This is a genomic window from Qipengyuania vulgaris, assembly GCF_009827325.1.
GTDB lineage: Bacteria > Pseudomonadota > Alphaproteobacteria > Sphingomonadales > Sphingomonadaceae > Qipengyuania > Qipengyuania vulgaris.
Genome location: NZ_WTYC01000001.1, coordinates 593,892 through 620,690 on the forward strand (window position 1 = coordinate 593,892; position 26,799 = coordinate 620,690).

The 26,799-nt window shown below is 60.9% G+C and carries 27 protein-coding genes and 1 tRNA gene; 15 read left to right on the top strand and 13 right to left on the bottom strand.

All coding sequences use genetic code 11. The annotated features are described in order from the left end of the window. Nucleotides 1-98 precede the first annotated feature (98 nt). The 6 genes from GRI69_RS02935 (at nucleotide 99) to GRI69_RS02955 (ending at nucleotide 3,338) form a co-directional block, all read left to right on the top strand. A complete protein-coding gene (locus tag GRI69_RS02935; protein ID WP_160726801.1) occupies nucleotides 99-347 on the top strand; it encodes a hypothetical protein in 249 nt (82 codons plus the stop codon). 11 nt (nucleotides 348-358) lie between these two features. Further along, entirely contained in the window at nucleotides 359-529 is a 171-nt protein-coding gene (locus tag GRI69_RS15700) for a hypothetical protein (RefSeq protein WP_202391791.1), read from the top strand. A 50-nt stretch (nucleotides 530-579) separates the two neighbouring features. Next, entirely contained in the window at nucleotides 580-864 is a 285-nt protein-coding gene (locus GRI69_RS02940; RefSeq protein WP_160726802.1) for a DUF3297 family protein, read from the top strand. 214 nt (nucleotides 865-1,078) lie between these two features. Next, nucleotides 1,079-2,518, top strand: coding sequence for a ribosome biogenesis GTPase Der (gene der / locus GRI69_RS02945; RefSeq protein WP_160726803.1), 1,440 nt, complete (start codon nucleotides 1,079-1,081; stop codon nucleotides 2,516-2,518). After that, nucleotides 2,511-3,020 (top strand): DUF2721 domain-containing protein, encoded by a 510-nt coding sequence (locus GRI69_RS02950; RefSeq protein WP_160726804.1) that lies wholly within the window; start codon nucleotides 2,511-2,513, stop codon nucleotides 3,018-3,020. The genes der and GRI69_RS02950 overlap by 8 nt, the downstream gene beginning before the upstream one ends. A gap of 105 nt (nucleotides 3,021-3,125) precedes the next feature. Beyond that, the gene (locus GRI69_RS02955; protein ID WP_160726805.1) at nucleotides 3,126-3,338 is read left to right on the top strand and encodes a hypothetical protein; all 213 of its coding nucleotides are present in this window, start codon (nucleotides 3,126-3,128) and stop codon (nucleotides 3,336-3,338) included. On the opposite strand, the gene bfr is transcribed toward GRI69_RS02955, so the two are convergent. From bfr to GRI69_RS02970, 3 genes are all read right to left on the bottom strand, one after another. Next, nucleotides 3,335-3,826, bottom strand: a complete 492-nt coding sequence (gene bfr / locus GRI69_RS02960; protein ID WP_160726806.1) for a bacterioferritin — start codon at nucleotides 3,824-3,826, stop codon at nucleotides 3,335-3,337. The two genes, GRI69_RS02955 and bfr, sit on opposite strands and share 4 nt — an antisense overlap. Before the next feature lie 122 nt (nucleotides 3,827-3,948). Beyond that, nucleotides 3,949-4,143 (bottom strand): (2Fe-2S)-binding protein, encoded by a 195-nt coding sequence (locus tag GRI69_RS16465; protein ID WP_160726807.1) that lies wholly within the window; start codon nucleotides 4,141-4,143, stop codon nucleotides 3,949-3,951. Between the two features lie 71 nt (nucleotides 4,144-4,214). Beyond that, a complete protein-coding gene (locus GRI69_RS02970) occupies nucleotides 4,215-5,498 on the bottom strand; it encodes a DUF418 domain-containing protein (RefSeq protein WP_237452902.1) in 1,284 nt (427 codons plus the stop codon). A gap of 237 nt (nucleotides 5,499-5,735) precedes the next feature. On the opposite strand from GRI69_RS02970, the gene GRI69_RS02975 reads away from it, so the two are divergent. The 3 genes from GRI69_RS02975 to GRI69_RS02980 are packed head-to-tail and all read left to right on the top strand — an operon-like array spanning nucleotide 5,736 to nucleotide 8,558. After that, complete coding sequence (locus tag GRI69_RS02975; RefSeq protein ID WP_160726808.1) at nucleotides 5,736-6,455, top strand: ParA family protein; 720 nt, start codon at nucleotides 5,736-5,738, stop codon at nucleotides 6,453-6,455. A gap of 30 nt (nucleotides 6,456-6,485) precedes the next feature. Next, the gene (locus GRI69_RS15705; RefSeq protein ID WP_202391852.1) at nucleotides 6,486-7,205 is read left to right on the top strand and encodes a hypothetical protein; all 720 of its coding nucleotides are present in this window, start codon (nucleotides 6,486-6,488) and stop codon (nucleotides 7,203-7,205) included. Between the two features lie 39 nt (nucleotides 7,206-7,244). Continuing rightward, nucleotides 7,245-8,558: an SPOR domain-containing protein gene (locus GRI69_RS02980; RefSeq protein WP_160726809.1), complete on the top strand. Its 1,314-nt coding sequence runs from the start codon at nucleotides 7,245-7,247 to the stop codon at nucleotides 8,556-8,558. Nucleotides 8,559-8,630: 72 nt separating this feature from the next. Here the strand turns inward: GRI69_RS02980 and GRI69_RS02985 are convergent, their stop codons facing one another. Next, a complete protein-coding gene (locus tag GRI69_RS02985) occupies nucleotides 8,631-9,845 on the bottom strand; it encodes a dihydroorotase (protein WP_160726810.1) in 1,215 nt (404 codons plus the stop codon). Continuing rightward, nucleotides 9,842-10,867 (bottom strand): aspartate carbamoyltransferase catalytic subunit, encoded by a 1,026-nt coding sequence (locus tag GRI69_RS02990; RefSeq protein ID WP_160726811.1) that lies wholly within the window; start codon nucleotides 10,865-10,867, stop codon nucleotides 9,842-9,844. Before GRI69_RS02990 ends, GRI69_RS02985 begins: the two co-directional genes overlap by 4 nt. A 111-nt stretch (nucleotides 10,868-10,978) precedes the next feature. On the opposite strand from GRI69_RS02990, the gene sppA reads away from it, so the two are divergent. Further along, nucleotides 10,979-12,859: a signal peptide peptidase SppA gene (gene sppA / locus GRI69_RS02995; protein WP_160726812.1), complete on the top strand. Its 1,881-nt coding sequence runs from the start codon at nucleotides 10,979-10,981 to the stop codon at nucleotides 12,857-12,859. Nucleotides 12,860-12,930: 71 nt separating this feature from the next. Continuing rightward, nucleotides 12,931-13,005, top strand: a tRNA-Val gene (locus GRI69_RS03000). Between the two features lie 145 nt (nucleotides 13,006-13,150). On the opposite strand, the gene GRI69_RS03005 is transcribed toward GRI69_RS03000, so the two are convergent. The 4 genes from GRI69_RS03005 to GRI69_RS03020 all read right to left on the bottom strand — a co-directional run bounded on the left by GRI69_RS03005 (nucleotide 13,151) and on the right by GRI69_RS03020 (nucleotide 16,500). Further along, the gene (locus tag GRI69_RS03005) at nucleotides 13,151-14,218 is read right to left on the bottom strand and encodes an FAD-dependent monooxygenase (protein WP_160726813.1); all 1,068 of its coding nucleotides are present in this window, start codon (nucleotides 14,216-14,218) and stop codon (nucleotides 13,151-13,153) included. After that, nucleotides 14,215-14,901, bottom strand: coding sequence for a methyltransferase domain-containing protein (locus GRI69_RS03010; protein ID WP_160726814.1), 687 nt, complete (start codon nucleotides 14,899-14,901; stop codon nucleotides 14,215-14,217). The genes GRI69_RS03005 and GRI69_RS03010 overlap by 4 nt, the downstream gene beginning before the upstream one ends. After that, the gene (locus GRI69_RS03015) at nucleotides 14,891-15,937 is read right to left on the bottom strand and encodes a type III polyketide synthase (RefSeq protein ID WP_419957059.1); all 1,047 of its coding nucleotides are present in this window, start codon (nucleotides 15,935-15,937) and stop codon (nucleotides 14,891-14,893) included. The genes GRI69_RS03010 and GRI69_RS03015 overlap by 11 nt, the downstream gene beginning before the upstream one ends. 167 nt (nucleotides 15,938-16,104) lie before the next feature. Beyond that, nucleotides 16,105-16,500, bottom strand: coding sequence for a cupredoxin domain-containing protein (locus tag GRI69_RS03020; protein WP_160726815.1), 396 nt, complete (start codon nucleotides 16,498-16,500; stop codon nucleotides 16,105-16,107). Between the two features lie 322 nt (nucleotides 16,501-16,822). Between GRI69_RS03020 and GRI69_RS03025 the strand changes: the two genes are divergently transcribed. Next, nucleotides 16,823-18,682 carry an ABC-F family ATP-binding cassette domain-containing protein gene (locus tag GRI69_RS03025; protein ID WP_160726816.1) on the top strand — a complete coding sequence of 620 codons (1,860 nt, stop codon included), beginning with the start codon at nucleotides 16,823-16,825 and terminating at the stop codon, nucleotides 18,680-18,682. A gap of 155 nt (nucleotides 18,683-18,837) precedes the next feature. Here the strand turns inward: GRI69_RS03025 and GRI69_RS03030 are convergent, their stop codons facing one another. Next, a complete protein-coding gene (locus GRI69_RS03030) occupies nucleotides 18,838-20,127 on the bottom strand; it encodes an adenylosuccinate synthase (RefSeq protein WP_160726817.1) in 1,290 nt (429 codons plus the stop codon). A gap of 125 nt (nucleotides 20,128-20,252) precedes the next feature. Here GRI69_RS03030 and GRI69_RS03035 point away from each other — a divergent pair, with 125 nt between their 5' ends. From GRI69_RS03035 to GRI69_RS03045, 3 genes are read left to right on the top strand one after another with little or no spacing between them, the layout of a single operon-like run. Beyond that, nucleotides 20,253-21,071, top strand: coding sequence for an aldo/keto reductase (locus GRI69_RS03035; RefSeq protein ID WP_160726818.1), 819 nt, complete (start codon nucleotides 20,253-20,255; stop codon nucleotides 21,069-21,071). A gap of 25 nt (nucleotides 21,072-21,096) precedes the next feature. Continuing rightward, on the top strand, nucleotides 21,097-22,062 hold the full coding sequence (trhO, locus tag GRI69_RS03040; protein WP_202391793.1) for an oxygen-dependent tRNA uridine(34) hydroxylase TrhO: 966 nt from the start codon (nucleotides 21,097-21,099) through the stop codon (nucleotides 22,060-22,062). Then, nucleotides 22,055-22,660 (top strand): glutathione S-transferase, encoded by a 606-nt coding sequence (locus GRI69_RS03045; protein WP_160726819.1) that lies wholly within the window; start codon nucleotides 22,055-22,057, stop codon nucleotides 22,658-22,660. Before trhO ends, GRI69_RS03045 begins: the two co-directional genes overlap by 8 nt. Here GRI69_RS03045 and GRI69_RS03050 read toward each other — a convergent pair. From GRI69_RS03050 to GRI69_RS03060, 3 genes are all read right to left on the bottom strand, one after another. Further along, nucleotides 22,657-23,769 (bottom strand): ATP phosphoribosyltransferase regulatory subunit, encoded by a 1,113-nt coding sequence (locus GRI69_RS03050; RefSeq protein ID WP_160726820.1) that lies wholly within the window; start codon nucleotides 23,767-23,769, stop codon nucleotides 22,657-22,659. The two genes, GRI69_RS03045 and GRI69_RS03050, sit on opposite strands and share 4 nt — an antisense overlap. A gap of 28 nt (nucleotides 23,770-23,797) precedes the next feature. Beyond that, nucleotides 23,798-25,381 carry a phosphoglycerate dehydrogenase gene (serA, locus tag GRI69_RS03055; RefSeq protein WP_160726821.1) on the bottom strand — a complete coding sequence of 528 codons (1,584 nt, stop codon included), beginning with the start codon at nucleotides 25,379-25,381 and terminating at the stop codon, nucleotides 23,798-23,800. Between the two features lie 90 nt (nucleotides 25,382-25,471). After that, nucleotides 25,472-26,629 carry a phosphoserine transaminase gene (locus GRI69_RS03060; protein ID WP_160726822.1) on the bottom strand — a complete coding sequence of 386 codons (1,158 nt, stop codon included), beginning with the start codon at nucleotides 26,627-26,629 and terminating at the stop codon, nucleotides 25,472-25,474. Nucleotides 26,630-26,799: the final 170 nt, after the last annotated feature.

Consider the following 26,799-nt stretch of genomic DNA (forward strand, 5'->3'; position numbering starts at 1 on the left):
GTGCCTCTAGTCGGATGCGGCCAAAAGGGCAAGCGTGACGACGGCCAGGGGAACAGGCCGCCACGACAGACCGTTCTCGAAGGGAAAGGATCGCGAACATGAGCCGCTACGACACCCCCAAAGTGCCCCCTGCCACACCGCCCGTGATCGACCCCGATGTCGAACCGAAGAAGGCCGCGGAAATGGAAGCTGAAGGCGAGAGCGAAGGAGATGTCATCGCCGGCAAGAGCGAACCGGACGAAATCGACGTCGAGACAGAAGAGGCGCTGCGACCCGCCATGGAAAAAGGCCGTGAAGGTCACGGCGAACAAGCACTCGACGCAGCAACGATGTTACCCCCCGACTGAGGAGAGACCAGATGGCAACCCAGCCAGACCCCGATACGATCAATCCCGGCGCACCGCCCGAGATGCCGCCTGCCAGCCCGCCCGACGAAGCGCCAATGCAGGAGCCGCCGGGAATCGAGCCGGTCCAGCCCGATTATGATCGGCCTGACCGCAGTCCGGTCGAGACTCCACCGCCTGATTAGGAGGCAAATCAGCTTGTCTGCGGGGCCGTTCGCCAGTAGAGGCGCGCGCCATGAGTGAAGACAGCAAGCCCCAGACCCCGCCGCTCCACCTTTCGGTGAATCCGAAGAGCGAGCATTTTGACGTCGACGTGTTGCAGCGCGGTGTTGGAATCCGGTTCAAGGGGCGCACCCGCACCGATATCGAGGAATACAACATTCCCGAGGGCTGGGTGCGTGTACAGGCAGGCAAGACCGTCGATCGCAACGGGAATCCGTTGACCCTCAAACTCAACGGGCCGGTCGAGGCATGGTTTGAGGACTTGGGCGATGAGCCCCCGGTGGCCACGGCGGACTGAGGGCGCCTTCTTAATATCCAATGGTCTGTGGAACGGCAGGACAGCAAAGTTCTTCTGGCCAAACCGACCCTCGCAAGCTGCCGCTGACAGAGTTATGGCGGGCGGGGTTTATTTTCTGTCCCCAGACATTATTCCAGGTGTTCCATCCTCCAGGAACCTCCAACCGGCCTTGCCAAAGTAGAGCATTGCGCCCACTTGCTCGCAGGCACGCATCATGACTTCCCTTGATAAACCCACCGTCATCATCATCGGCCGACCCAACGTCGGCAAGTCGACGCTGTTCAACCGGCTCGTCGGCAAGAAACTCGCGCTGGTCGACGACCAGCCGGGGGTGACGCGCGATCGGCGTCTGGGCGATGCCGAGATCGCGGGGCTGGAATTCACCATTGTCGATACGGCGGGCTGGGAGGACGAAGATGCCGACAGTCTCCCCGGCCGGATGCGCAAACAGACCGAGGTAAGCCTTGAGGGCGCCGATGCCGCGTTATTCGTGATCGACGCCCGCGCAGGGCTTACACCGCTGGACGAAGAAATCGGCCGGTGGCTCCGCGGGCAGGATGTGCCGGTTGTGCTGGTCGCCAACAAGGCAGAAGGCAGAGCCGCCGAAGCAGGCATTCTCGAAAGCTACAGCCTGGGCCTGGGCGAGCCGCTGGGCGTTTCCGCCGAACATGGCGAAGGAATTGCGGACCTGTTTGCAGGCTTGTGGCCCATTATCGGCGAAAAGTCCGAAGCAGCCGAAGCCGAGGCTGATCTTGCAGCCGACAACGAAGATGACGAAATTTCCGGGCCTCTCAAGTTGGCCATCGTCGGCCGCCCCAACGCTGGGAAGTCGACGCTGATCAATCAGCTGCTGGATGAAGACCGCCTGCTTACCGGTCCCGAGGCAGGTATCACGCGCGATTCGATTGCCGTGGATTGGGAATGGCATGATCCCAAGGCAAACGAAACGCGCCAGATCCGGCTGATCGATACTGCAGGAATGCGCAAACGCGCCCGCGTGGTCGAAAAGCTGGAGAAACTTTCTGTTGCCGATGCCAAACGCGCGATCGACTTTGCAGAGGTCGTCGTCTTGCTGCTCGATGCCACCAAGGGTCTCGAGCATCAGGACCTCAAGATTGCATCGCAGGTCCTCGAAGAAGGCCGCGCCCTTATGGTCGCGATCAACAAATGGGACATCGCCGAGAACCCGTCATACCTGTTCAATGGCATTCGCGAGGCGCTGAACGAAGGGCTTTCGCAGGTTCGCGGCGTGCCCCTTTTTGCCGTATCGGCAAAGACCGGCAAGGGGCTCGATACGATGCTCTCCGCCGCTTTCGAGATACGCGAGGCGTGGAGCCGCCGCGTCTCGACGGCAGCGCTCAACCGCTGGTTCGACGATGCGCTCGCCGCCAATCCGCCGCCTGCACCGGGCGGCCGCAGGATCAAGCTGCGCTATATTACTCAGGCGAGCACACGCCCGCCTCGATTCGTGGTCTTCGGCACGAGGCTCGACGATTTGCCAAAGAGTTACGAACGCTACCTCATCAACGGAATCCGGGCGAAGCTCGGGTTCGAGGCGGTACCCGTGCGTGTTGTCCTGAAGAGCCCGAAGAATCCGTACAATGCCAACCGGGGTGGTGGAGGTAACTACAGTCGCGGTTCCGATCGTGACTGAATTGCTTGCGATCCTGCCGGGACTGGAACTGATCGAACGCACCAGCTCCACTTTGCGCGTCCAGAACGTGGTTCAGTTGAGCCTGGCACCGGCCTTCCTGCTCGCAGGGATCGGGGCGGTCATGAATGTCATGACCAATCGCCTGCTCTGGGTCGCCAATAAGATCGAGCGCATATTGGCGGCGGACGCGAAGGATGAGGCTGGCGATCAGTTGATGGAACTTCCGGCGCTCGAGTCGAGAAGAATCCTTGCGCAGCGTGCCGTAATGTTCAGCACTGCCGCCGCCTTGACGATCAGTATCGTGATTCTTCTCCTGTTCGTGAGTGCTTTTGTGCGGACTCCGTTGGGGACGCTGGTAGCGGTCACATGGGTCATCACAATGGGCCTGCTCATGGCAGGACTTGCCTTTTTTCTGCTCGAAACGCGAACCGCAGCACGGCGAAATCTGGAGCGGATGAAGGAACGCCGGTTCGGCCCAGACGACGATCCGTCGCAAAATTAGTGTGTGATTTCGGCAAGCTGACTTTACGGCGAGGCCGCACGTTTTAGTTGTGCTGCATTAAGGAATAGCGGCGCAGCTTTTCTCCTACATCATAGGAGAGGTGCCATGCCGCGCATCGAGATAGCCTTGTGTTCGCGCTTTGACGAAAAGGGCCAAACGATAAAGATAGAGGCGCTGGATGTGCCCACCGCTCTGACCATCACCGACATAAACGTATCTGCCGGGGATGCCGAATTGTGGCAGGACGGCAAGCGAATTGGCAGACTCACCAAACACGCAGCAGGGCACGGGACTTTCTGGGAATTGGGTCCCGACTAGCCCGCTTCACCCTCGCCCGCCGGCTTCGAATTGAGCTGGACGTAGTTCTGCAGGCCCATGCGTTCGATCATGTCGAACTGCGTTTCGAGGAAATCGACATGCTCTTCCTCGCTTTCGAGGATCCGCTCGAAGATTTCGCGAGTGGTATAGTCCCGCACTTCTTCACAATGGGCGATCGCATCCTTCAATAGCGGGATGGCCTCCATCTCGACTGCCAGATCGGCTTTAAGGATCTCATCAACCGTCTCGCCGACCTTGAGTTTGTGGATCGCCTGGAAGTTCGGGAGGCCGCCAAGGAAGAGGATCCGTTCTGCCAAGACATCGGCATGCTTCATCTCGTCGATGGATTCATGCCGCTCGTATTCGGCAAGTTTGGTCACACCCCAATCGGCAAGAACGCGGTAATGTAGCCAGTACTGATTGATCGCGGTCAGCTCGTTCGTGAGCGCCTTGTTGAGGAATTCGATGACCTTGGAATCGCCCTTCATGACTTGTCGCTCCGCTACATTTCAAGTTGCGGCCTTATGCGCTGTGAGGCGGCCCCCGGCAAGGGCGGGTTAGGGAAAAACGGCAGAATTCCGCCATTGCGAGCGAAAGTCAGTAGCGAATACTACGCCGCGACGGAGGTAGGCTTGAAGGCCATTTCCCGTTCTTCCAGCAAGATTGCATCGGCCTCGTTGAGGCAGGAACCGCAAGCAGGTTGCTTACCTAAAGAGGCATAACAGGCTTCCGCATCGCCCGGACAACGGCGGGCCGCATGGCGCAGGTCGCTTTCCCGAATTGCGTTGCAGATGCAGACATACATGGCGTTGCGCGATCCTTTGCGATTGATTCGCAAGAGCGTATGTAATGCGAGTTACTCGCATTAGCAAGCCGTCATTGCCTGAGTGCGAAGACCTTCCCGTAAGTCAGGCAACGCCAAAGCCATTCCAGGGGGCCATATCGGAAGCGAACCAGCCAAGGCTGTGACCATGCCAGCATCGCAATCCACGCTGCGAATACGACGAGATAGAGTTCACCGCGGCCCAACTGGCCGAACAGATCGAAACCCCAGTTGCCGAAAACCATCAGCATGACGAGAGATGTGCCGATGTAGTTGGTGAAGGCAGTCCTCCCGGCAGCCGAAATGCGGTCCCCGATCCAGTTTCCTGCGCGAGGCACGTACAGAGCCAGAAGCGCAGCAAGGCCCAGTGTCATCAACAGGCGCGGAAAATGAGACCAACCGAGGAAGGCGGCCAGCACGCCGTAATAGGTGAAACCTCCGTCCATGGTCCTCAAGGCGATAATGGTCGTCAGCGCCCCGCCCACTGCCAAACCCACCCAGCCCCACAGGCGCTGGCTTCGCGGATTCCACCCTCCCCCGAACAGACCAAGGCGGTAGAGTGCCATTCCGATCAGCATAAGGGGCAGGGTTTCAAACACGACGAGCCAGACGTTGACCAGCGGATCCGTGCCGTGTTCGTCGATCGTGTGGGATACGAACTGCAGGTAGGTTCCTTCCTGCCGGATCGCAGTCTCGGCTCTGCCGTCGGCCAAATCCGTTTCTGCCGCCTTGATGAACTCGCTTCTGACCTGATTCATCGCCGCGCTGTCGGGCTCCGGTCCATCGGCAGTCACCTGCATGAAAATCATGCCGATGGCGTAGAAGATACCTCCTGCAATGTACCCGAGGATACCCAGGATCAACTGGTTTCGCGCGCTCACATTGATAAACAGCAGCACCGCAATAAAGCCGCTTACGGCGTAGGAAAAGAGGATGTCACCCCGCCAGATCAGATAAAAATGGATCAGCCCGAACGCGCCCAGCCACAGCAGGCGCTTAACCTGGAGCCAACGGCTCGCACCCTTGCCCCAGGCCTTTTCCATGAACAGGTAGAGGCCTGCGCCGAAGAGGATGGTGAACAGGCCGCGCATCTTGCCGTCAATCAGGACCAGTTGGGCCGCCCACATCCAGTCCTCTGCGTCAGAGTGACCGGTGGTGAATGCCTCGGGATACATATACGCGGTAAAAGGCTGACCCATCGAAAAGATGTTGGCTGCCAGAATGCCCATCACAGCGATGCCGCGAATGAAATCGAGACTGGCGCTTCGCTCCCCTCGAACCGAAACAGGCTGCGGACGGTCCGGGGTCGCTTCTTCGTGAATCATACTTGCGGTCATCTTCCTGCCCCTGAAGCGCAAAGCCTTTGTGCATTTCAACTTCGGGCCCAGTGCATCCCGGCGGACGGCTGAAGCAAGGGCAATCTCTACCTGGTTTCAATTGCCATGCATCTCGGAGCGTCAAATGTTTCAGGGAATTAACCCTAAATTAGGGGTAGTCTGCGATCCCCCTGTTTCGAGACCGCCGCAAACTAGCGGCACAGGGAATTGATACAGGCGCTACAGGGGGACCTAGCCTTGCGTGTACTGGCTTTGGCATCACAGAAGGGCGGATCGGGTAAAACCACGCTTTCGGGACATCTCGCCGTTCAGGCTCAGCGAGCGGGCGCAGGCCCGGTCGTCCTGATCGACATCGATCCGCAAGGGTCACTCGCAGACTGGTGGAACGAGCGCGAAGCGGAACTTCCCGCTTTCGCCCAGACGACCGTCGCACGGCTTGCCGCCGACCTAGCTATCCTGCGTCAGCAGGGCTTCAAGCTGGCGGTGATCGACACCCCGCCAGCGATCACCATGGCGATCCAGTCGGTCATTTCCGTGGCAGAACTCATCGTCGTTCCGACCCGCCCAAGCCCGCACGATCTGCGCGCCGTGGGCGCCACGGTCGACCTGTGCGAACGGGCAGGTAAGTCGCTGATATTCGTGGTCAACGCTGCAACGCCGAAAGCCAAGATCACTTCGGAAGCTGCAGTTGCACTTTCGCAGCATGGCACGGTCGCGCCGATTACGCTTCACCACCGCACGGATTTCGCCGCATCGATGATCGACGGCCGCACAGTCATGGAAGTCGATCCCGAAAGCCGATCGGCGGCCGAGGTCACTGCCCTGTGGAAGTACATTTCCGACCGGCTCGAAAAGCAGTTTCGACGCACCGTCTTTGCAGCGCCCGGCCAGCAGGCCGCGCAGCAGCCAGGTGCCTATCGCCCCGCCGGTGGCTTCGGCCGTCGGGTCGCCCAGTAAGAGCAACAAGGTAAGGCGGAGACCAGCCGGATGTCGGACGCCAATTTCGCTTCTCTTTCCTCAACCCTCCTTGCACGCAAGGGCGGGGCAAAGCCTGCCATGCGCCCGCAATCGGCCGCTCTCGGACCAGTTGACGGCGCCTCGGCTGCCGCGAATCTAGAAGATCTGGGCTGGAATGACATGGGCGAGGATGCCCCTGCCCCCCAGCCTGTGCATGACAGCACCTCTGCTCCCATGGGTGGCCCACGGTCTCTGGCCGAATCGAGCCTGATCAAGAAACCAGCGCTTCCTCCGCTGGACGAACGTTACGAACTCGGCACCGAGGGCAGTGAAAGCTCTACCCGCGTCGTGTCGATCAGTCCGCTGCAATCCAAGGAAAGCAGCAACGGTCACAACGAAGTTCGCGAATCGCTCGACCGCATTGCCACCAAGCTGGAGGGCAAGAGGGTTTTCGAGGCCGATAACGAAGACGAGGAAGAGTATTCCGACGATGCGGAAGAGACCGCTTCGGAAGTTGTTCTTCCAAAAGCCATCAAGCCTGCGTCGGCCCGTTCCAAAGGGGTCGCCAAGGGAAAACGCGCAGCTTTCACGCTGCGTCTCGATCCAGAGCGCCATCTCATGCTGCGCCTGGCCTGCACCGTTCGCGGTAGCAGCGCCCAGCAACTCGTGACCGACGCTCTAGATGGCCTGCTGGCCGAAATGCCGGAAATCGCCATGCTCGCCGCCCAGGTGCAGCGCAGGCCGAATTAAATTCCAAGGACGTGGGATCGCCTTTTGAGGGATAACAATATGACGACCAGGAACTCCGCCTTCATCCGGCTCGCCTTGACCACGGCTCTCGCGACAACCGCGCTCGCGGGCTGCTCCGGAAAGGTTGCGCCGACGGCCGCCAATTCCGCGGGTAAGGCCGAAGTGGCACTTGCCAAAGGCAAGGCCGACAAGGCTGTCACACATGCGGAAGCAGCGGTTCTAGCAAGTCCGCGAGATGCCTACACCCGCACCCTGCTTGGCAATGCATATCTCGAAGCGGGCCGCTTCGCTTCGGCAGCCACCACTTTTCAGGATGCGATTGCGCTTGGCGATGGCTCCCCTCGAACGGTGGTCAGCCTCTCGCTGGCGCAGGCGGGCATGGGCGACCGAGCAGCCGCCATCCATACCCTCGAGAGTTATGAAACCGCCATTGATCCAGCCGATTTCGGCCTCGCGATCTCGCTTGCAGGACAGCCGCAGCGCGGCGTCCACGTCCTCTCCAACGCTCTACGTGCAGGTAACAACACCGCCAAGGTCCGTCAGAACCTCGCCTATGCATATGCAATGAGCGGGCAATGGCGTGAAGCGCGCCTGATGGTTGCCGAAGATGTTTCGGCTGACAAGGTCGGCGAACGCATGGCCGAATGGGGCGCGATGGCGCACCCCGAACACTATCGGACACGCATCGCGGCACTTCTCGAGGTCGATATCGTGGCCGATCCCGGTCAGCCGACAATGCTCGCACTATCGAACAATCCGAACGTGGAAATGCTCGCATCCGAGAATGTCGAGTCTGTCGCTGAGGAAATGCCGGAAGCCCAGTTCGCCTATGCGCAGGAACTCCCGGCCATCCGACCAGCGGCGATCGAGCGCATCGACCTAGAAGACGAGCAAGCTTTTGTACCGCAGCCCGCCGCCAGTAATTCTGAGCGCTCCGAATCTGCATCACTCCCGGCGGATGGTGTTACTTCGCGTCAAGTCGCACCGACGAAGGTTGCTGCACCGGCTCCGGCAGCTCGGAAGGCATCGAAGCCCGCACCAAGCCTTTCGCTTGCTCGCGGCGACTACAACATCCAGCTCGGCTCCTATTTCTCGATGCAGGATGCGGAAGCGGGATGGAATAAATTCCAGGCAATGTATCCGGAGCTTGGTGACGCCGAACGCGTGATCAGCAAGGCCCGCGTAAACGGCAAGATCTATTACCGTGTCGCTGCCGTCGGATATGCCAGGGACTCTGCCCGTGCACTGTGTTCCACAGTCAAGGGCAAGGGTGGTGGCTGCATTGCCTATGCCAGCAGCAACCCACTTCCGGGCGCGCTTGGCAATGGAAGTATCAGGGTGGCCGCCCGCTGAAACGCCTCTTGGCGATACATAACTGTCAATTAAGACCCCTCCCGAACGCCGTTCTGGAGGGGTCTTCTTTACCTAGATCTCGATTGCCAGGCCGCCCTTCCATAGAGCGGTGACCCGGCCCTGCGTCGGCTGACCGTCAAATGGGGTATTTCCGGCGGTTGCGGCCATCTTCGCACTCTGGATGACCCACGGCTTGTCCGGGTCGATCACAGCGACATCTGCCTCATAGCCTTCGACAAGGCTGCCAGCACGCACTCCGAGGAGACGCGAGGGATTGGTGGATACCAGTTCGAATGCCCGTCCGAGGTCGATGACCTCGTCCCGCACCAGCGAAAGCACCATTGCGAGCAGGGTCTCCGCCCCAGCCATGCCGGGTTCCGCATCGCTGAAGGGCAGGCGCTTGTCCTCGGGGCCGCGTGGATCGTGCCCGCTTGCAACTACATCGATCGTTCCGTCGGCGATCGCCTCGCGCACCGCATGCCTGTCGTCCTCGGATCGCAAGGGCGGAGACAGGCGGGCGAATGTCCTGAATTCAGCCGTGGCGAGATCGGAGAGCATGAAGTGTGCCGGCGTCACACCGCTCGTTACGCGCAGACCATCTTTCTTTGCCCTTCGCACAAGCTCCAGGCCTCGACGCGTAGTGACTTGCCGAAAGTGTATCTGCGCACCCGCCATCTCGGCGAGCGCCAGATCGCGGGCGATTGCGATGGCCTCGGCTTCGCAGGGCGCGCTCGGCAGGCCGCGGCGGGTGGAATATTCGCCGGCGGTTGCAACGGCATCGCCCACCAGTGCGGCATCCTCCGCATGACAGAAAACAGGCAGGTCCAACATCGCGGCATATTGCAGCAATCGGAGCATGACCCCGCTATCGGCAATCCATTGCCGCCCCGTGGCAATACCCTTTGCACCTGCCTCTTGCATGAGGGCGACTTCCGCGATCTCGCTTCCGGCAAGTCCTCGCGTGCCGGCAGCCAGCGGATGAACCCAGAGGTCCGGCTTGCCGCTTTTCGCTATGTAGGAGACACGGCTCGGCAGATCGAGCGGCGGTGACTGGTCCGGCATCAGGGCAGCGCGCGTGATCCCGCCGAAATGAAACGCAGGCTTGTCGATCGCAAAGACACCGAGGTCGACGAGACCAGGGGCGACCAGCTTCCCCTTCGCATCGACGACATCTCCATCACCGTGGGCAGCTATCCTGCCGTCCGCCATGTGCAGCGAACCTTCACGGATGCCATCGGGCGTCACGACGCGGCCGTTGATGATCGTTACGGGTGACATCTGCTTCATGCCGCGTCTCCCCAGCCTTCGACTCCCCGTGCGCGGCGGGTCAGGACATCGAGACAGGACATGCGGATTGCCACACCCATCTCCACCTGCCGCGTGATTATCGAGCGATCGATCATGTCGGCGACATCGCTGTCGATCTCCACCCCCCGGTTCATGGGCCCGGGATGCATCACAAGCGTGTCGGTCTTGGCTTTCGCAAGCCGTATCTTGGTCAGCCCGTAGAGGTGATGATATTCGCGCGCCGATGGGATGAACTGGCCGCTCATCCGCTCGCTCTGAAGGCGGAGCATCATCACCACGTCCGCGCCGTCCAGAGCGGCATCGAAATCATGGAACACCTCCGCACCCATCGCTTCGATGCCCACTGGCATGAGGGCGGGCGGCGCACAGAGCCTCACGCTTGCGCCCAGCGCCTGGAGGCAGAGCAGGTTGGAACGCGCGACGCGGCTGTGCAGGATATCTCCGCAGATCACGATCGTCTGACCGGTGAAATCGTCTGCGGCCTCGCCCCGTTCACGAAGCGCATGACGTAGTGCAAGCGCATCGAGCAGCGCCTGTGTCGGGTGTTCGTGCTGGCCATCGCCTGCGTTCAGGACAGGGCAGTCGACCTTGTCCGCAATCAACCCCGTAGCGCCGCTCGATCCATGGCGGATCACGATCGCATCGGCGCGCATTGCGTTCAACGTGATCGCGGTATCGATCAGCGTTTCGCCCTTCTTCACCGAGGATTGCGCGGCGTGCATATTGACCACGTCCGCGCCCAGCCGCTTGCCCGCGATCTCGAAGCTGAGAAGCGTGCGGGTAGAGTTTTCGAAGAAGGCGTTGATGATCGTGAGCCCGGCCAGCGCATCGACATGTTTCGACCGCTGTCGGTTCAGTGCGACCCATTGTTCTGCCTCGTCCAGCAGGAAAAGGATTTCGTGCCGTTCCAGTTGGCCGATGCCAAGCAGGTCGCGGTGCGGGAATGCCAGCGCACCCGCGGGATAGCGGGCCGCGTGAGGCGAAGGTTCCGAACTTGTCATTAAAGCCACGCCCTTAGTCGAGAGCTATCTACCCCTCAAGCATAATCCGGTGGCGCAACGCTTCGGCCTCCCCTAGGTCTAGCGCGAAGGTATTTCAGGGGACGTGTTTTCATGCATTTCGCAGGCAAAGTCTGGCGCTTGCTGGTTGGCATCAAGGACGGTCTCGTCCTTCTGTTCATGCTGCTCTTTTTCGGACTGATTTTCGCGATACTCACCGCGCGTCCCAGCCCGGCTCAGGTCCGTGAAGGGGCGCTTCTGCTGGAACTTGACGGCGTAATCGTCGAAGAGCGCACGCCGATCGATCCGTTCGCGGCTCTCTTGGCAGGAAGCGCACCGGTCGGCGAATATCAGGCCCGCGATCTGGTTCGCGCACTCGATGCTGCGGCAACTGACGAACGCATCAATGCCGTGGTGCTCGATCTCGACCGATTCCTCGGTGCAGGCCAAGTCCACCTAGCCGAAGTGGGCGAAGCGCTTGATCGGGTTCGCGCCGCCGAGAAGCCCGTACTTGCCTACGCCACCGCCTATGCCGACGACGGCGTATTCCTAGCCTCCCACGCAAGCGAAGTCTGGGTCAATCCGCAAGGCGGCGCTTTCGTCGCAGGTCCGGGTGGCAACCGCCTTTACTACGCTGGCCTGCTCGAGAAGCTGAACGTCAATGCCCGGGTGTACAAGGTGGGCACATACAAGAGCGCGGTAGAGCCTTTTACCGAAGCCGGCATGTCCGATCCTGCGCGTGAAAACGCCCAGGCCCTTTATGGTGCACTCTGGGAAGAGTGGCAGGCCAGCGTCAAAAAAGCGCGGCCGGCTGCGGATCTCGCGCTCGTAAGCGGCGATCCGGCGGCGTGGGTCGAGGCGGCCGAGGGCGATCTCGCGACCGCGGCGCTCAATGCCGGTCTGGTCGACAAGCTTGGCACCCGAATCGAATTCGGCGAGCGCGTGACCGAAATCGTTGGCGAAGATGACTGGAACGAGATGCCCGGGACCTATCCGTCGACGTCTCTGTCGGCGTGGCTCGAAGAAAATCCCTGGCCGACTGACGGACGCGAAATCGGCGTGGTCACGATTGCCGGCGAAATCGTGGACGGCGAAGCGGGGCCCGGCACCGCAGGCGGCACGCGGATTGCCACGCTGCTTGACAAGGCGCTGGAGCGCGATTTTGCAGGTCTGGTGGTACGTGTCGATTCACCGGGCGGTTCAGCCTTGGCAAGCGAAGAAATCCGCAACGCGATCCTGCGCCACAAGGCAAAGGACATTCCTGTCGCGGTGTCGATGGCGAATGTCGCCGCGAGCGGCGGCTATTGGGTTGCAACCCCGGCCGACCGGATATTCGCCGAACCCGAAACGATTACCGGATCGATCGGCATCTTTGCCTTCATCCCGACCTTCGAAGACGCTGCGAGCAGCCTTGGCGTGACGAGCGACGGCGTCAAGACGGGGCCGCTATCGGGACAACCCGACCCGATCGCCGGCTTCACTCCCGAAGTGGATCGCATCCTGCAAGCCTCGATCGAAGATGGCTACAGCGACTTCCTGACGCGTGTTGGAGCCTCGCGGGATATGACACTCGATCAGGTTGATCGGGTAGGCCAGGGCCGCGTCTGGGATGGCGGAACCGCCCGCCAATTGCGCCTCGTCGACGAATATGGCGGGATGGAAGAAGCATTGGCTTGGGTCGCCGGTCAGGCGGAACTCAGCGAAGAGGAGTGGTCGCCCGTCTATCTCGGCGATGACCGCGGCACTGCCGACACCATCCTGCGACAGTGGCTAATCGGCGAGGAAGACGCTGGTGGTCGCGACGTTTTTGCCATGATGAGCGGCCAGCAGCGCGCCACGGCGGGGATGGTCGTGCTGGACGCTCAGCGCCTGCTCGGCACCAGCGGAATTCAGGCCTATTGTCTGCTATGTCCATCGCCCAGTATCGCACAAGCACAGGCGGAGCGGGGCTTCGATGGATTCCTGCGACAGATCGGAGCGTTTCTCTCGAACTGACACGCTTGCCATGCTCTGATTCGCCGGGTAGAGGCGCGCCCCTGCCCGGCGCTGGAGCGCCAATTCAGGGCGGGCGCGTAGCTCAGTGGTAGAGCACACCCTTCACACGGGTGGGGTCGCAAGTTCAATCCTTGCCGCGCCCACCATCTTTTCAGACGCTATTGTAAAAATCTTAGCTCCCCATGGTGAACCCATGAAGGTGGACTTTGAAACCGATGCGATGCGACCGAACACCCGGCTGTACCCGAGCGCCTCACCCTCTGGAACGATGACCATGCTGGATGACAGAACTCAAATCCGGCTCATCCGCATCGCCATCCCAGCAAGCCCGGGGATGAGGCGTGCCGCGACCGTCATCACCGCCGCGCCACGCGAAGTTTCAGCCAAATGCCAGAGTGTCTCCGCCACCCGCACGGGCCGCGCTGCCCGCTGTGCGAAGCGGCGCTGATAGATCGACGGCCCCTCGCCCTCTAGGTAGCTTTGTGCCGCCGCCCGGCCGCTGGCGAGCGCAATCGCCATTCCCTCCCCAGCAAGTGAAGGGATGACCGCCGCCTGATCGCCCAGGCGGTAGACCCCGCTGTCAGCCTCATGCGCGATCCAGCCATAGGGAACTGCGCCGATCGTATCGACGGGCAGTTCAGCTTCGGCGTAGGCCATACGGCGGGCGAAACCTGCATTTTTGCGCGCAATCGCTTTTAGCAACTCCCAAGGATCGCCACCGGCATCGGCCAGTACAGATTTGCGCACCGCGAGGCAGATATTCGCGCTGCCGTCTTCCTGAAGTACGACGCCGGCATAGCCACCGCGAAACAGATGTAATTCAATCGCGGCGCCGATCATTCGATTGAGTTTGTCCGAGGCGGGGATACGCACACGCAGACCGAGCGCGAGGTCGGCACCGTCGCGCGGCCTCGCTTCGCCGCGAATGTCGTGTTTGCCGATGGCAAGAAAGATGGCGGCGCTTTCCCACGTTCGACGCTCACCTTCGATGCGGCCGGACGCAACGCTCCGCGCGCGATCGATTTCGAGCTGCGCACCTCGTTCTACCGCAAGATGCCGCAGAGTGCTGTCGAGCGCTTTGCGAGAAAGGCCATAGCCGGCTTCTGGTAGTGCAGCTTCTGCCTCTCGCTCCCCAGCATACAGTCGCAGCCGCGTCACGCGCCTTGCGCCAAGCGCTGCCGGGTCGCAGCCCAGCTCGCGCAATGCCTTGGCAGTTCGCCAGCTCAGGAACCCCCCGCAAATTGCATCGCCAATGTCGGGCTCACGATCGATCAGGATTGGCTCCGCCCCGCCTTCCGCGAGCAGCAGCGCGGCCACGCTTCCTGCGGGCCCCGCCCCGAGCACAATCGGGCGGATCATTTCAATCGCTCAACGCAGAGGCGGAAGGGGAAAACCCGTTTGACCGCCGCAGCCGTGACGCCAGCCTCCGCGAGGATCGGCAACCACTCTCGAGGGCGATAGGACCGCGCTATCGAAAGCTGGCCGTCTTTACGTACGATCTCGTGCCAGCCTGCCAATCGTGCGAGCAGCGGGTAGCCCGCATGAGCGAAGCCATGACGGTGCAAATCGTTGACGAACCAGCCTGCAGTGGCTTCGGCTTCCACAAAGCGCAGGTAAGCAACAAGCTGCGCATGCGTCATGTGATGTGCAACGAGACTTGAGACTATGCAGTCGAAGCTCTCTCCAGCGAGGTCGGCGTAATCCCCGGTGCAATATTCGATCGGCTCACTCGCGTTTGTCATGCCGCGAGCGACAGCCTCGCTACGCGGATTGAGATCGATCCCCACCAAGCGCGCGGTTTTGCCCCGGTTACGCGCCCAACGGGCAATCGCGCGCAGCATGTCTCCTTGACCAAAGCCGATGTCGAGGAGCGAAATTTCGCTCCGCCCACCCACGGCCCGTTCCAGAAACTCCAGTGTCGGGCGGCGTGCCATTGTGACGGTATTGACCTTGGCCAGATCGCACAGGACCGCGGCGTAGACATCCGCATCGAGCGCGGGATCGTCCATGATTTCGTCTGCCTGCGCCCGCCTATCCAGCATCGCACCGTCCGAAGCGGAACCCCTCCATCGCGAGCCCGGGTCCGAACGCCAGTGCAACGCCGCTTTCCGGCCGGTCGCGCATGATCCTCTCCAGCACGAACATCAGCGTCGACGAGGACATATTGCCGAAATCGCGCAGCACTGCACGGGAGTGATCGAGCGCACACTCGTCTAGATCGAGACCGTCGGCGACCGCGTCTAGTATCGAGCGCCCCCCCGCATGCACGGCGTAGGCTGCAGGCTTGTCGTCTTTGCCGAGCACGCGGGCGCGCACATCGTCGCGCTTCAGCGCGGCGCGGATACGTACGGGGACTTCGCCCGAAAGGCGCATATGAAAGCCCGTGTCGCCAATCTGCCAAGTGATCAGCTCGTCACTTTCTTCCAGCGCCGCCGTTAGTCCGGTGCCTATCGCGAGGCCCTCACCACTGCCGCTCACAATCGCAGCCGCGGCTCCGTCGCCGAACTGTGCGCCTGCCAGCAGCGGCTCGATATCGACCGTCTCCTGATGATGCAGCGTCGATAGCTCGATCGTTAGCACCAGAACGCGCGCTTGCGGTTCGGAGCGCACGATATGACGCGCTGTCCGCAGCGCAGTTACGGCAGCATAGCAGCCCATGAAGCCCACAAGCACGCGCTCGACATCGTCTGCCAGCCCGAGACGACGCGCCACGATCTGGTCGATCCCAGGCGCGACGAAGCCAGTGCAGCTAGCTACTACCAAATGCGTGATCTCACCCAAGTCACCCAGCTTGCCAATCGCTGCCAGCGATAGCTTGGGCGCTTCCTCGGCATACATCTCCATTCGCCGCGCGGTTGACGGTGCTTCGGCCGAATAGAAGCCATCGCCTTCATCGAGCCTAGCGTCCTCTTCGGATAGCACCGACCAGCGATGGTCGATTCCCGAACGTTCGGCCATGCGGGCATAGAGCTTCGCCTCGCGGCGCCCCTCAAGCTGACGCAACGCCCAAGCACGGTAGTCCTGTTCGAAGTCGCAATCGGGCACGGCGGTAGCCAAGCGATTGATTCGTGCTATCACTCTGACGGAAATCCTCGTTTCGTTCGACCAACTTTCCAGGCGGACGAAGAGTTCCGGTCGAGAACCTGCCGTTCGTCCGACATCAAACCAAGCTTTGCCTACATAGGATGAATTTGCGCTTTCGCTGAAATAAAACGGGCGCTAGCGAACTTGTGTCGCTGCTGTTCTTACTGAACCACTATTTTTCCGCTCATGCCCAAGGTGTTGTGCATGAAATGCGTGCAGGTCAGCTTGTAGGTTCCTGCGACGGGGACAAGGCGTATTGTCACCGTCTCGCCGCCATCAACTTCGACATTCCCATTCTTAATTTTTTCTCGATCCTCTGGCGCAATCCTCGAACTCGCAAAGAAGGCCGGGGCCGAAAAACTGTGCCCGCCTTTTTCATTTCGGAGGACCAGCTTGGTCGGGGTGCCCGCAAGAAGATTCACGACCTTCGGTGTGAAGGAAAAGGAATCAAGAGTTACCTCCGTTACCGCGGCAGCGTTCCAATCTGGTTGGTCCTGACCCGCAGCAGGTATCGCGAGCGTTAGAGCGGCAGCAGCGAGGGCAGCGCGAAAAGTCATAATCGTTCTCTTTCGCCCCGTTCTTACCAACGACGGCGCAAAATTAGATTACTCCTAGGATCGGTTCATGGCAACTTATGTTCGTCTCGTTTGCAACGTGGAACTGACGAAAGGCGCTTGTCACGGTCAGATTCGAGTGACCACCATCGGAAAACACTGAGACCAGCAATTTAATGACGCAGTCGGCTTGCGGTCCATTCACACAGAACTCTTCGGTGGGAAAACGACCCACTTCCCGACAACCGATACAGCGTAGCGATAGCACGTTACCCGATTGGTATTTCCGTTGGGCGAACGGAGATTGGCTGCTAGGGGCCCCCGCATGCTTACCATCGACGGTGTCACAGTGCGGCTTGGCGGCCGGACCATTCTCGAACGCGCCAGCGCGACGGTCCCGGTGGGAGCACGCGTCGGCCTGATCGGTCGCAATGGCGCGGGCAAATCCACTCTCATGAAGGCACTGATCGGGGAAATCGAACCCGATGCCGGCGAAATCAGCAAGCCGTCTCGCGCCCGGATCGGTTATATCGCGCAAGAGGCCCCCAGCGGCAACATGACGCCGGAGGAGGTCGTGCTGGCCTCCGCTACCGAACGTGCGGCACTGCTCGAAGAACTCGAGACCTGCACCGATATGGATCGGATGGGCGATGTGCACGACCGTCTGCTGGCGATCGACGCCTACAGCGCACCGGCACGCGCGGCCAAAATTCTCAGTGGCTTGGGGTTCGATGAAGTGATGCAGCAGCGCCCCGTGGAAAGCTTTTCCGGCGGCTGGAAGATGCGCATTGCCTTGGGCGCACTGCTGTTTTCCGAACCGGACATCCTGCTGCTGGACGAACCGTCCAACCACCTCGACCTGGAAGCGACCCTTTGGCTCGAGAATTTCCTCAGGTTTTATCCCGCAACACTGGTGGTGATCAGCCACGAACGCGACCTGCTGAACAAGGTGGTCGATCATATCCTGCACCTGCAGGGGGGCGAGCTGACCCTTTATCCGGGCGGATACGATGCGTTCGAGAAGCAGCGTGCCGAACGCGCGGCGCAACTGGCCGCAGCGAAGGCTTCGCAGGATGCTCAGCGTGCCCGGCTGCAGGATTATGTCGCCCGCAACAGCGCCCGTGCATCGACTGCCAAGCAGGCCCAGTCACGCGCCAAGATGCTGGCGCGGATGCAGCCCATCGCGGCGCTGATGGAAGATCCCACGCTCAGCTTCGACTTCCCCGATCCGGAAGAGCTTCGATCGCCGATGATCACGCTGGATCAGGCCGCGGTGGGCTATGGTGAAGCCCCGCCCATCCTGCGGAGGCTCAATTTCCGGATCGAAGCCGACGATCGTATCGCCCTGCTGGGCCGCAACGGCAACGGGAAGACCACGCTCGCACGGCTTCTCGCGTCCCAACTTGAACCGGCGGAAGGTGAAGTCAACGCACCCGGCCGCTTGAAAGTCGGCTACTTTACCCAGTATCAAGTCGAAGAATTAGCAGGCGAAGACACACCACTGGATCTGATGACCCGGGCGATGGAAGGCGGAGCCCAGGGTGCCATTCGCGCACAACTGGGGCGCTTCGGCTTTTCCGGTTCGCGTGCGCAGACGCGTGTGGACAAGCTGTCCGGTGGGGAACGCGCGCGTTTGGCTCTTGCGCTGATTACGCGCGACGCGCCGCATCTTCTGATCTTGGACGAACCGACAAACCATCTCGACGTCGACGCGCGAGAGGCGCTGATCCAGGCGCTCAACGGGTATACCGGCGCGGTGATCCTGATCAGCCACGACCGGCACATGGTCGAATTGACGGCGGATCGGCTGGTCTTGGTCGATGGTGGCACTGCGCGCGAATATGCCGGAAGCATGCAGGACTACATTGATTTCGTCCTGGGCCGAAAACCATCACGGGAAAGCCGTCGCGGCGGCGCGGGAAAACAACGCGGTTCTCGAAGTCGCGATACCGCGGACGAGATACGGACCGCAAAATCGGAATTGGCGAAGGCGGAGAAGGAAGTAGTTCGCCTGACTGCAGACCTAGAAAAGCTCGATGCGATGATACTCGAACACAGCAATCAGTCCGGTGCGAAAATGCAGGACACGCTTCGGGCCCGGGCCGAGGCCGTCGATGTCTTGGCGATCGCTGAGGAGAAATGGCTGGCCGCAGGCACTGCGCTCGAAGACATTGAGCAAGGCTAGGACGCAATTTCCGTGGGGCGACGTGGGCGATTGCGACTGATTCAATAATCTTGGGCCGACCTTGAGTTGCCTTGCGCCGCGATTATAGCGGTGCCGAGCTTCCTAAACGCGCCGGCAAATTCCGAAACCTTTTCGTTCGCTGATGCCGAAAGAATTCAATCCATGAAGGGATCGCGCATCAGGATGGTGTCGTCGCGCTCTGGGCTGGTTGAGACCAAAGAAACCGGCGTTTCGATCAATTCCTGGATGCGCTGCACGTATTTCACTGCGTTGGCGGGAAGATCGGCGAAGCTGCGCGCACCCGCGGTGCTTTCGCTCCAGCCGTCCATCGTCTCGTAGATCGGCTCGACCGCGGCCTGGTCGGCAGCGTGGCTAGGGAAGTAATCGTAGACGTTGTTGCGCAAGCGGTAGCCGGTGCAGATCTTCACCTCGTCGAGCCCGTCCAGAACGTCTATCTTGGTCAGCGCGATACCAGTCACTCCGCTGATTGCGCAGCTTTGACGCACGATGACCGCGTCGAACCACCCCACGCGGCGCTGACGACCGGTGACCGTGCCAAATTCATGGCCGCGTTCACCGAGACGCTGGCCAATTTCGTCTTCTAACTCGGTCGGAAAGGGGCCGCTGCCCACGCGGGTGGTGTAGGCCTTCACGATGCCGAGTACATAACCCGTCGCGTTGGGGCCGAGCCCGCTTCCGGCGGCAGCGGTGCCGCTCACCGTGTTCGAGCTGGTGACGAACGGATAGGTGCCGTGGTCGATGTCGAGAAGTACACCCTGCGCGCCCTCGAACAGGATCTTCGCGCCGGCCTTGCGGACTTTCTTAAGGCGTTTCCAGACCGGCTGGGCATATTGCAGCACGAAGCCTGCAATTTCCCGCAATTCGGAAAGGAGCTGTTCGCGATCCACCGGCGGCTGTTCGAAGCCGGCGCGCAGGGCGTCATGGTGTGCGCAGAGTCGATCGAGCTGCGGCTCCAGGTCATCCAGATGCGCCAGATCGCAGACGCGGATCGCACGGCGGCCGACCTTGTCTTCGTAAGCTGGGCCGATCCCGCGCCCGGTTGTGCCGATCTTGCCCGAACCCGCTGCCGCTTCGCGCAGACCGTCGAGGTCGCGGTGAATGGGCAGGATGAGCGGGCAGTTGTCCGCCACAGCAAGGTTGTCGGAACTGATCCTGACCCCCTGCCCTTCCAGCTTTTCGACTTCCGCTTTTAATGCCCAAGGATCGAGCACCACGCCATTGCCGATGATCGACAGCGTGCCCGACACGATACCTGAAGGAAGCAGGGAAAGCTTGTAGGTGGTGCCGTCGATCACCAGCGTGTGGCCGGCGTTATGACCGCCCTGAAAGCGGACTACGGCATCGGCGCGGCTGGCAAGCCAGTCGACGATCTTGCCCTTGCCCTCATCGCCCCACTGGGCGCCGATCACGGTGACGTTGGCCATAACTTTTTTGCTCGCAATGTCGGATGCTCAAACGCGCGCGGCGTTAGGGGTATATCGGGCACGGGGCAAGGCGCATCGCTGGAAACTTCGCCGCACTTCTCCATTGTGTGGGCAAAGGAGACTTTATGACCGACTATCCCACACTCGATCTGAATGATGGCCGCAAGATTCCGCAGTTAGGCTTCGGCACCTACAAGCTGGCAGAAGACAAGGCGCCCGATGCCGTATCGACCGCGATCGATGTCGGCTACTGGCTGGTCGACACGGCGGCGATATACCAGAACGAGAAGGGCGTAGGCAAAGGCATCGGTGAATGGTCCGATATCTTCCTCCAGACCAAGATCTGGAACGAAAGCCAGGGATACGAACGAACCCTTCGCGCAGCAGACAAGTGTCTCGAACGGCTGGGCCGCGACCATGTCGACATGCTGCTGATCCACTGGCCGTGTCCGGAAAAGGGCCTCTTCGTGGAGACCTGGAAAGCGCTGATCGAATTGCGCGAGGCCGGGAAGGCGAAGTCCATCGGCGTATCCAATTTTCGCGAGGAAGACCTGCGCCGCATCATTGATGAGACAGGAGTGACCCCGGCGCTGAACCAGATCGAGTTGCATCCCGCATTCCAGCAGCGCGAAATGCGCAGGGTTCACGAGCAACTGAGCATTGTCACGCAAAGCTGGTCACCGCTGGGTCAGGGCGAAGGCCTGTCGAACGAGGTGATCGAAGAAATTGCAAAAGAAACCGCCCAACCGGCGAGCGCTGTTATCTTGCGGTGGCATTTGCAGCATGGTCTGGCTCCCATTCCCAAGGCATCGAGCCGCGACCATATCGAGGCCAATTTCAAGGCGCTGTCCTTCGAATTGAGCGACGATCAGATGGCGCGCATCGATGGCCTCGATGATCCGAAGGGCCGGATGGGTCCCGATCCTGCCGAATTCAACGACTGACCAAACGGGGGTGCGGCGTGACGGAATGGCTGCTATCGGCCCGCCAGTGACCGACCAGCGACCCATTCGTATCGCCGCACTCTATCATTTCACGCGGTTCAAGGATCCCTCCGTCCTGCGCGAGGGATTGCTTCATTGCGCAGAAGAGAACGGCGTGCGCGGTACGCTGCTGCTGGCAGAGGAAGGCATCAACGGCACGATCGCCGGCAGCGACGAAGGGATTGAAAAGGTTCTCGACTACATTCGCAACATGCCCGGCTGCAGCGATCTAGAATGGAAGGAATCGCGCGCTGCCGAAATGCCTTTCCACCGCACAAAGGTCAGGCTGAAGCGAGAGATCGTGACCATGGGGCAGCCCGATCTAGACCCGCTGAAGGGCGTCGGGATCTATGTCGATCCGCAGGACTGGAACGAACTGATCTCGGACCCCGATACAATCGTGATCGACACGCGCAATGATTACGAGGTTGCGATCGGCAGCTTCGAAGGCGCGATCGATCCGGAAACGCAGAGCTTCCGCGAATTCCCTGAATGGTTCCGCGATAGGAAGGCTGACTTCGAAACTGAAGGGCGTAAGCCGAAGATCGCGATGTTCTGCACCGGCGGGATTCGCTGTGAAAAATCCACCGCGTTCCTGAAGTCCGAGGGCCTCGACGAGGTCTATCACCTCAAAGGCGGAATCCTCAAATATCTTGAGGAAGTACCCGAGGCCGAAAGCCGCTGGCACGGCGAATGTTTCGTGTTCGATGAGCGCGTGAGCGTGAAGCATGGTCTCGAATTGGGATCACACACTCTATGCCGCGCCTGTCGCCGCCCGCTGAAAGAATCTGACCTTGCGCACAGGCACTACGTCGAGGGCGTGTCCTGCCATCAATGCTATCCGGAACGGAGCGACGAACAGCGCGCTCGGTATGCCGAACGGCAGCGTCAGGCGAAGCTGGCGGAGGTTCGCGGCGAAGAGCATGTGGGGCGTAAGACAGGCGATGGCTGAAGCGCTCCTCTACTCCTTCAGGCGCTGCCCCTACGCCATGCGCGCCCGTATGGCGCTGGCAGTTAGCGGCGCAGAGTACGAACACCGCGAGGTCGTGTTGCGGGACAAGCCGCCCCAGATGCTCCAGGCCTCACCAAAAGGGACAGTACCCGTATTCGTAACGACGGATGGCGAAGTGCTGGAAGAGAGCACCGACATTATGCGCTGGGCTCTCGCGAGATCGGATCCCGAAGATTGGCTGGACCGTGACGATCCCGCATTGGTTGCTGCCAATGACGGTCCCTTCAAGCACCATCTCGACCGGTACAAATATTCCACGCGGTACGATGATGTCGATCCGGAGGAACACGGTTCAGCAGCCGTGAAATACCTGTGCGATCTGGACGGTCGTCTTTCCGATACGCCGTACCTGTGCGGCGCAAGCCGTGGCTTCGCGGACATCGCTATATTTCCATTCGTCCGCCAATTCGCGAATGCCGATCGGGATTGGTTCGATGCGCAGGGGCTGACCAACGTAGGGCGCTGGCTCAAAGGTCTGGTCGGTTCGGAACTGTTTACCCGGATAATGGCCAAGCATGACCGATGGTTTGCCGATTAGAGCTCGACCGGAGTCCCATCCTTGAGGATGTGCGAGCAACCCAATGATGACGCACCATCCTGGTCATCGATAGCCGCAACGGTTCGCCAACCTTCACTGCGTAGAAGCGCGGCGGCGTCTCGATCATGTCCCAGCGGCAGGAACGCCGTTTTGCGGCTCTTCTCAGAGCCGGTACCGAGCGTTTCCAGTAGAGGTTCCATATAGAGCGAAAAGCCGGTGGCCGCCTCTTCGCTACCCTTGATGGCGTAGGTTCCGCCGCGACCGAGCGCTGCACGTGCGCCCTGTGCATGCAGGGTGAACCCGAACCAGCTCTGGTATTCGAAGCCATGCCGTTCGGATGGATCGAGCGTCAGTCTTACGCGGTGGCCCAGCGCGGATGCGATCTTGCGTAGGCCTGCAATTCGTGTGGCAAGTGCACCGCCCGCGTCCAGCGCGGCCAGCTTTTCGATCGCCTCGTCGAAGGGACCGGTGGCATAAAGCAGGGGAAGATAGTCCGCGCCGCCTGCTGCCTTGAGCGCACCAGCATCTTTCATATCGAGTTCGCGCCGCACCGCTTCACGCCTGTTAGCGTCAAGCGGCAGCGCCTTGTCTGCCAGAGTGTCGACGAGATCCGGAAGCGTGAAGTCGACGGAAAGACCGGTGACGCCTGCCGCTTCCAGTGCATCGAGCGCCACCGTAACCGCCTCGATCGCCGCGGCGACATTGTCGCTCCCGATCAATTCGGCACCCAGTTGCAGCCGCTGGCGAGCAGGATCGAGTTGGTCCGCCTTGAGTAGCGCCACATCCCCCGCATAACAAAGCCGCAAGGGGCGCGCCGCATCGGCGAGTCCGGTGGCGGCGATCCGTCCGACCTGAACCGTCATATCCGCTCGCAAAGCAAGCGTGCGCAGGCTTTCCGGATCGGTGAACCGGACCATCCGGCGTGTCGCCACACCTTCCATTCGGCCCGCCAAGGAGCGTTCGAACTCTATCAGTGGTGGGCGGACACGGTCATATCCATGACTGTCCATCGCCCGCAGGATTTCGCGCATGGCGCGCGTGATAATCGCCGAGCGCTCCGGAAGAGCATCTTCAAGGCCGATGGGCAGGAGATCGTCGAGCTGGTTCATTGCGCGGCGTCCCCTGCCCTATCGCGGATCAGAATTCCAGCGGCATGACGGTCTTTACGCCTTCGAGCGCGCAGGCTTTCTTTACTACACCATCCGGAATCGGCTGATCGACGCTGAGCAGCAGGATGGCTTCGCCCCCCGCAGAGCGCCGGCCGAGGTTGAAGGTGCCGATATTGATGCCGTTCTCGCCTAACAGCGAGCCGATGCGGCCGATGAAACCCGGCGCGTCCTCGTTCACGATATAGAGCATGTGCCCATCGAGTTCCGCCTCGATCCGGACGCCGAAGATTTCGGTCAGACGCGGCGCATCGGAACCGAACAGCGTGCCTGCCACCGACCGGTCACCTGCGTCGGTCCCGACGGTTACCCGGAGCAGCGTATTGTAGGCGCCTTCTTTCTCGTGACGGATCGAACGGATATCGAGCCCCCGTTCCTTGGCGAGGTAGGGCGCGTTGACCATGTTCACCGTGTCCGAATACTGGCGCATGAGCCCCGCCAGGACGGCCCCTTCGATGGGCTTTCCAGACAGCTCGGCCGCTGCACCTTCCCGCTCGATATTGATCTTGGTGAGGTTGCCGTGGGCCAGTTGCCCCACGAGGCTGCCGAGGTTTTCGGCAAGTTTCATGTAGGGGCGCAACTTTGGCGCTTCCTCCGCCGAAAGGCTCGGCATGTTGAGCGCGTTCGTCACCCCGCCATTGACGAGATAATCGGCAAGCTGTTCGGCCACCTGCAGTGCGACGTTGACCTGCGCTTCTGTCGTGCTGGCGCCGAGGTGCGGCGTGCAGATGAAATTGGGCTTGCCGAACAGCGGGCTGTCCTTGGCGGGTTCCGTCTGGAACACATCAAGCGCCGCGCCCGCAACCTTCCCGCTGTCGAGCGCCTCGGCCAATGCCTCCTCGTCGATCAACCCGCCCCGCGCGCAGTTGACGATGCGGACGCCTGCTTTCGTCTTTGCAAGGTTCTCCTTCGAGAGGATGTTGCGCGTTTCGTCGGTCAACGGCGTATGAAGCGTGATGAAGTCGGCACGCGCGAGCAACGTGTCGAGATCGACCTTCTCCACCCCGATCTCCAGCGCGCGTTCCGCAGTCAAAAAAGGATCGAAGGCGATCACCTTCATCTTGAGACCCTGAGCTCGGGCCGCGACGATAGACCCGATATTGCCCGCACCGATCAGACCAAGCGTCTTTCCGGTGACCTCCACGCCCATGAAATCGTTCTTCGGCCATTCGCCTGCCTGCGTGCGACGGTCGGCGGCGGGTATCTGTCGGGCAAGCGCCATGATCATCGCGATGGCATGTTCGGCAGTCGTGATCGAATTGCCGAACGGCGTGTTCATTACAACCACGCCCTTCCCGCTGGCATAGGGAATATCGACGTTGTCCACGCCGATACCTGCGCGGCCGATGACCTTGAGATTGGTCGCAGCGTCGAGGATTTCGGGCGTTACCTTGGTCGCCGAACGAATGGCGAGACCATCGTACTCCCCGATGACGGCTTTGAGTTCATCGGGCGTCATGCCCGGCTTCACATCGACTTCGCAGCCCCGCTCTTCAAAGATGCGCGCTGCGTTGGGGTCCATCTTGTCGCTGATGAGAACTTTGGGTTTGGTCATGACGGAATTGTCCTGTCGTTCTCCCGGAAAAAGCGCCGGGTAGGGGAATTAGGAGAGAGGCGGCGGCCCGTATCGGGGCCGCCAGCCGGATCAGCCGTTCTTGACGGTTTCGTAGGCCCACTCGATCCATGGCAGGAGACGCTTCAAGTCCTCCTGCTCGACCGTACCGCCGCACCAGATACGAAGGGACGGCGGGGCGTCGCGATATCCGTTGAAATCGTAGCCGACATCGCGCTCTTCGAGCAGCTTGACGATCTTCTTCGGAACGCCTGCCTTGTCCTCGTCGGAAAGGCTGTCGTACCAATCACCCTGGAAGACGAAACACACGCCGGTGTTCGTCTGCTTGGCCGGATCGGAGACCATGTTGCGCAGCCACGGCGTCGCCTCGATCCAGTCCTTGACCAGCTTGGCATTGGCATCGGCGCGTTCGAACATGGCCTTACGTCCACCCATCGCCTGCGCCCATTCGAGCGCGTCGATGTAATCTTCCGTCGCCAGCATGGAGGGCGTGTTGATCGTGGCACCTTCGAAAATGCCAGTGTTGATCTTGCCGCCCTTCTTCAAGCGAAAGAGCTTGGGCAGCGGCCATTCGGGTTCGTATTCCTCGATCCGCTCGACAGCCTTCGGGCTTAGGATCAGCATGCCGTGCTGGGCTTCGCTGCCCATCACCTTCTGCCAGCTGTAGGTCGTGGCATCGAGCTTTGCCCAGTCCATCTCCATCGCGAAGACGGCGCTGGTCGCATCGTTGATCGTCACGCCTTCCCGCCCCGCGGCGAGCCATTCCGTATCCGGGATTTTCGCCCCGGAGGTGGTCCCGTTCCAAGTAAAGACCACATCGTTGTCCTGCGGGATCGAGGCCAGATCGGGAATTTCGCCGTAATCGGCATCGAGCGTCGTCAGCTTCGGGAGTTTGAGCTGCCTGACAGCATCCTGGATCCAGACATTGCCGAAGCTTTCCCATGCCGCGACGGTGGCCGGGCGATCGGGGCGAAGCATCGTCCACATCGCACATTCAAGCGCACCTGTGTCCGAGGCAGGCATGATGCCGACGAGATAGTCGTCGGGCACGCCGAGCATCTCCTTCGACAGGTCGATGGCGTATTTCAGCCGCGACTTGCCGAGGGCGCTGCGATGCGAGCGTCCGAGCGATTCGGTTTTGAGATTTGCGGCAGACCAGCCCTTGTGCTTGGCGGTCGGTCCGGACGAAAAAAATGGGCGCTCTGGTTTGAGCGTCGGTTCGGCAGTCATGTATTCTCTCCTTGCAGAGAGCTCGCGCGGCGTTGGGACCGCGTGGCCCGCCGGCGGCAATAAAGTTGCTTGAGTTCAAGTCAATGCGAAATAGGTATGCGCTGACCAAGTGGATGTTCGTGAGATCAGTCCACGACATGGGTTGCAGTTCCGAAGGGACTTTAAGAATG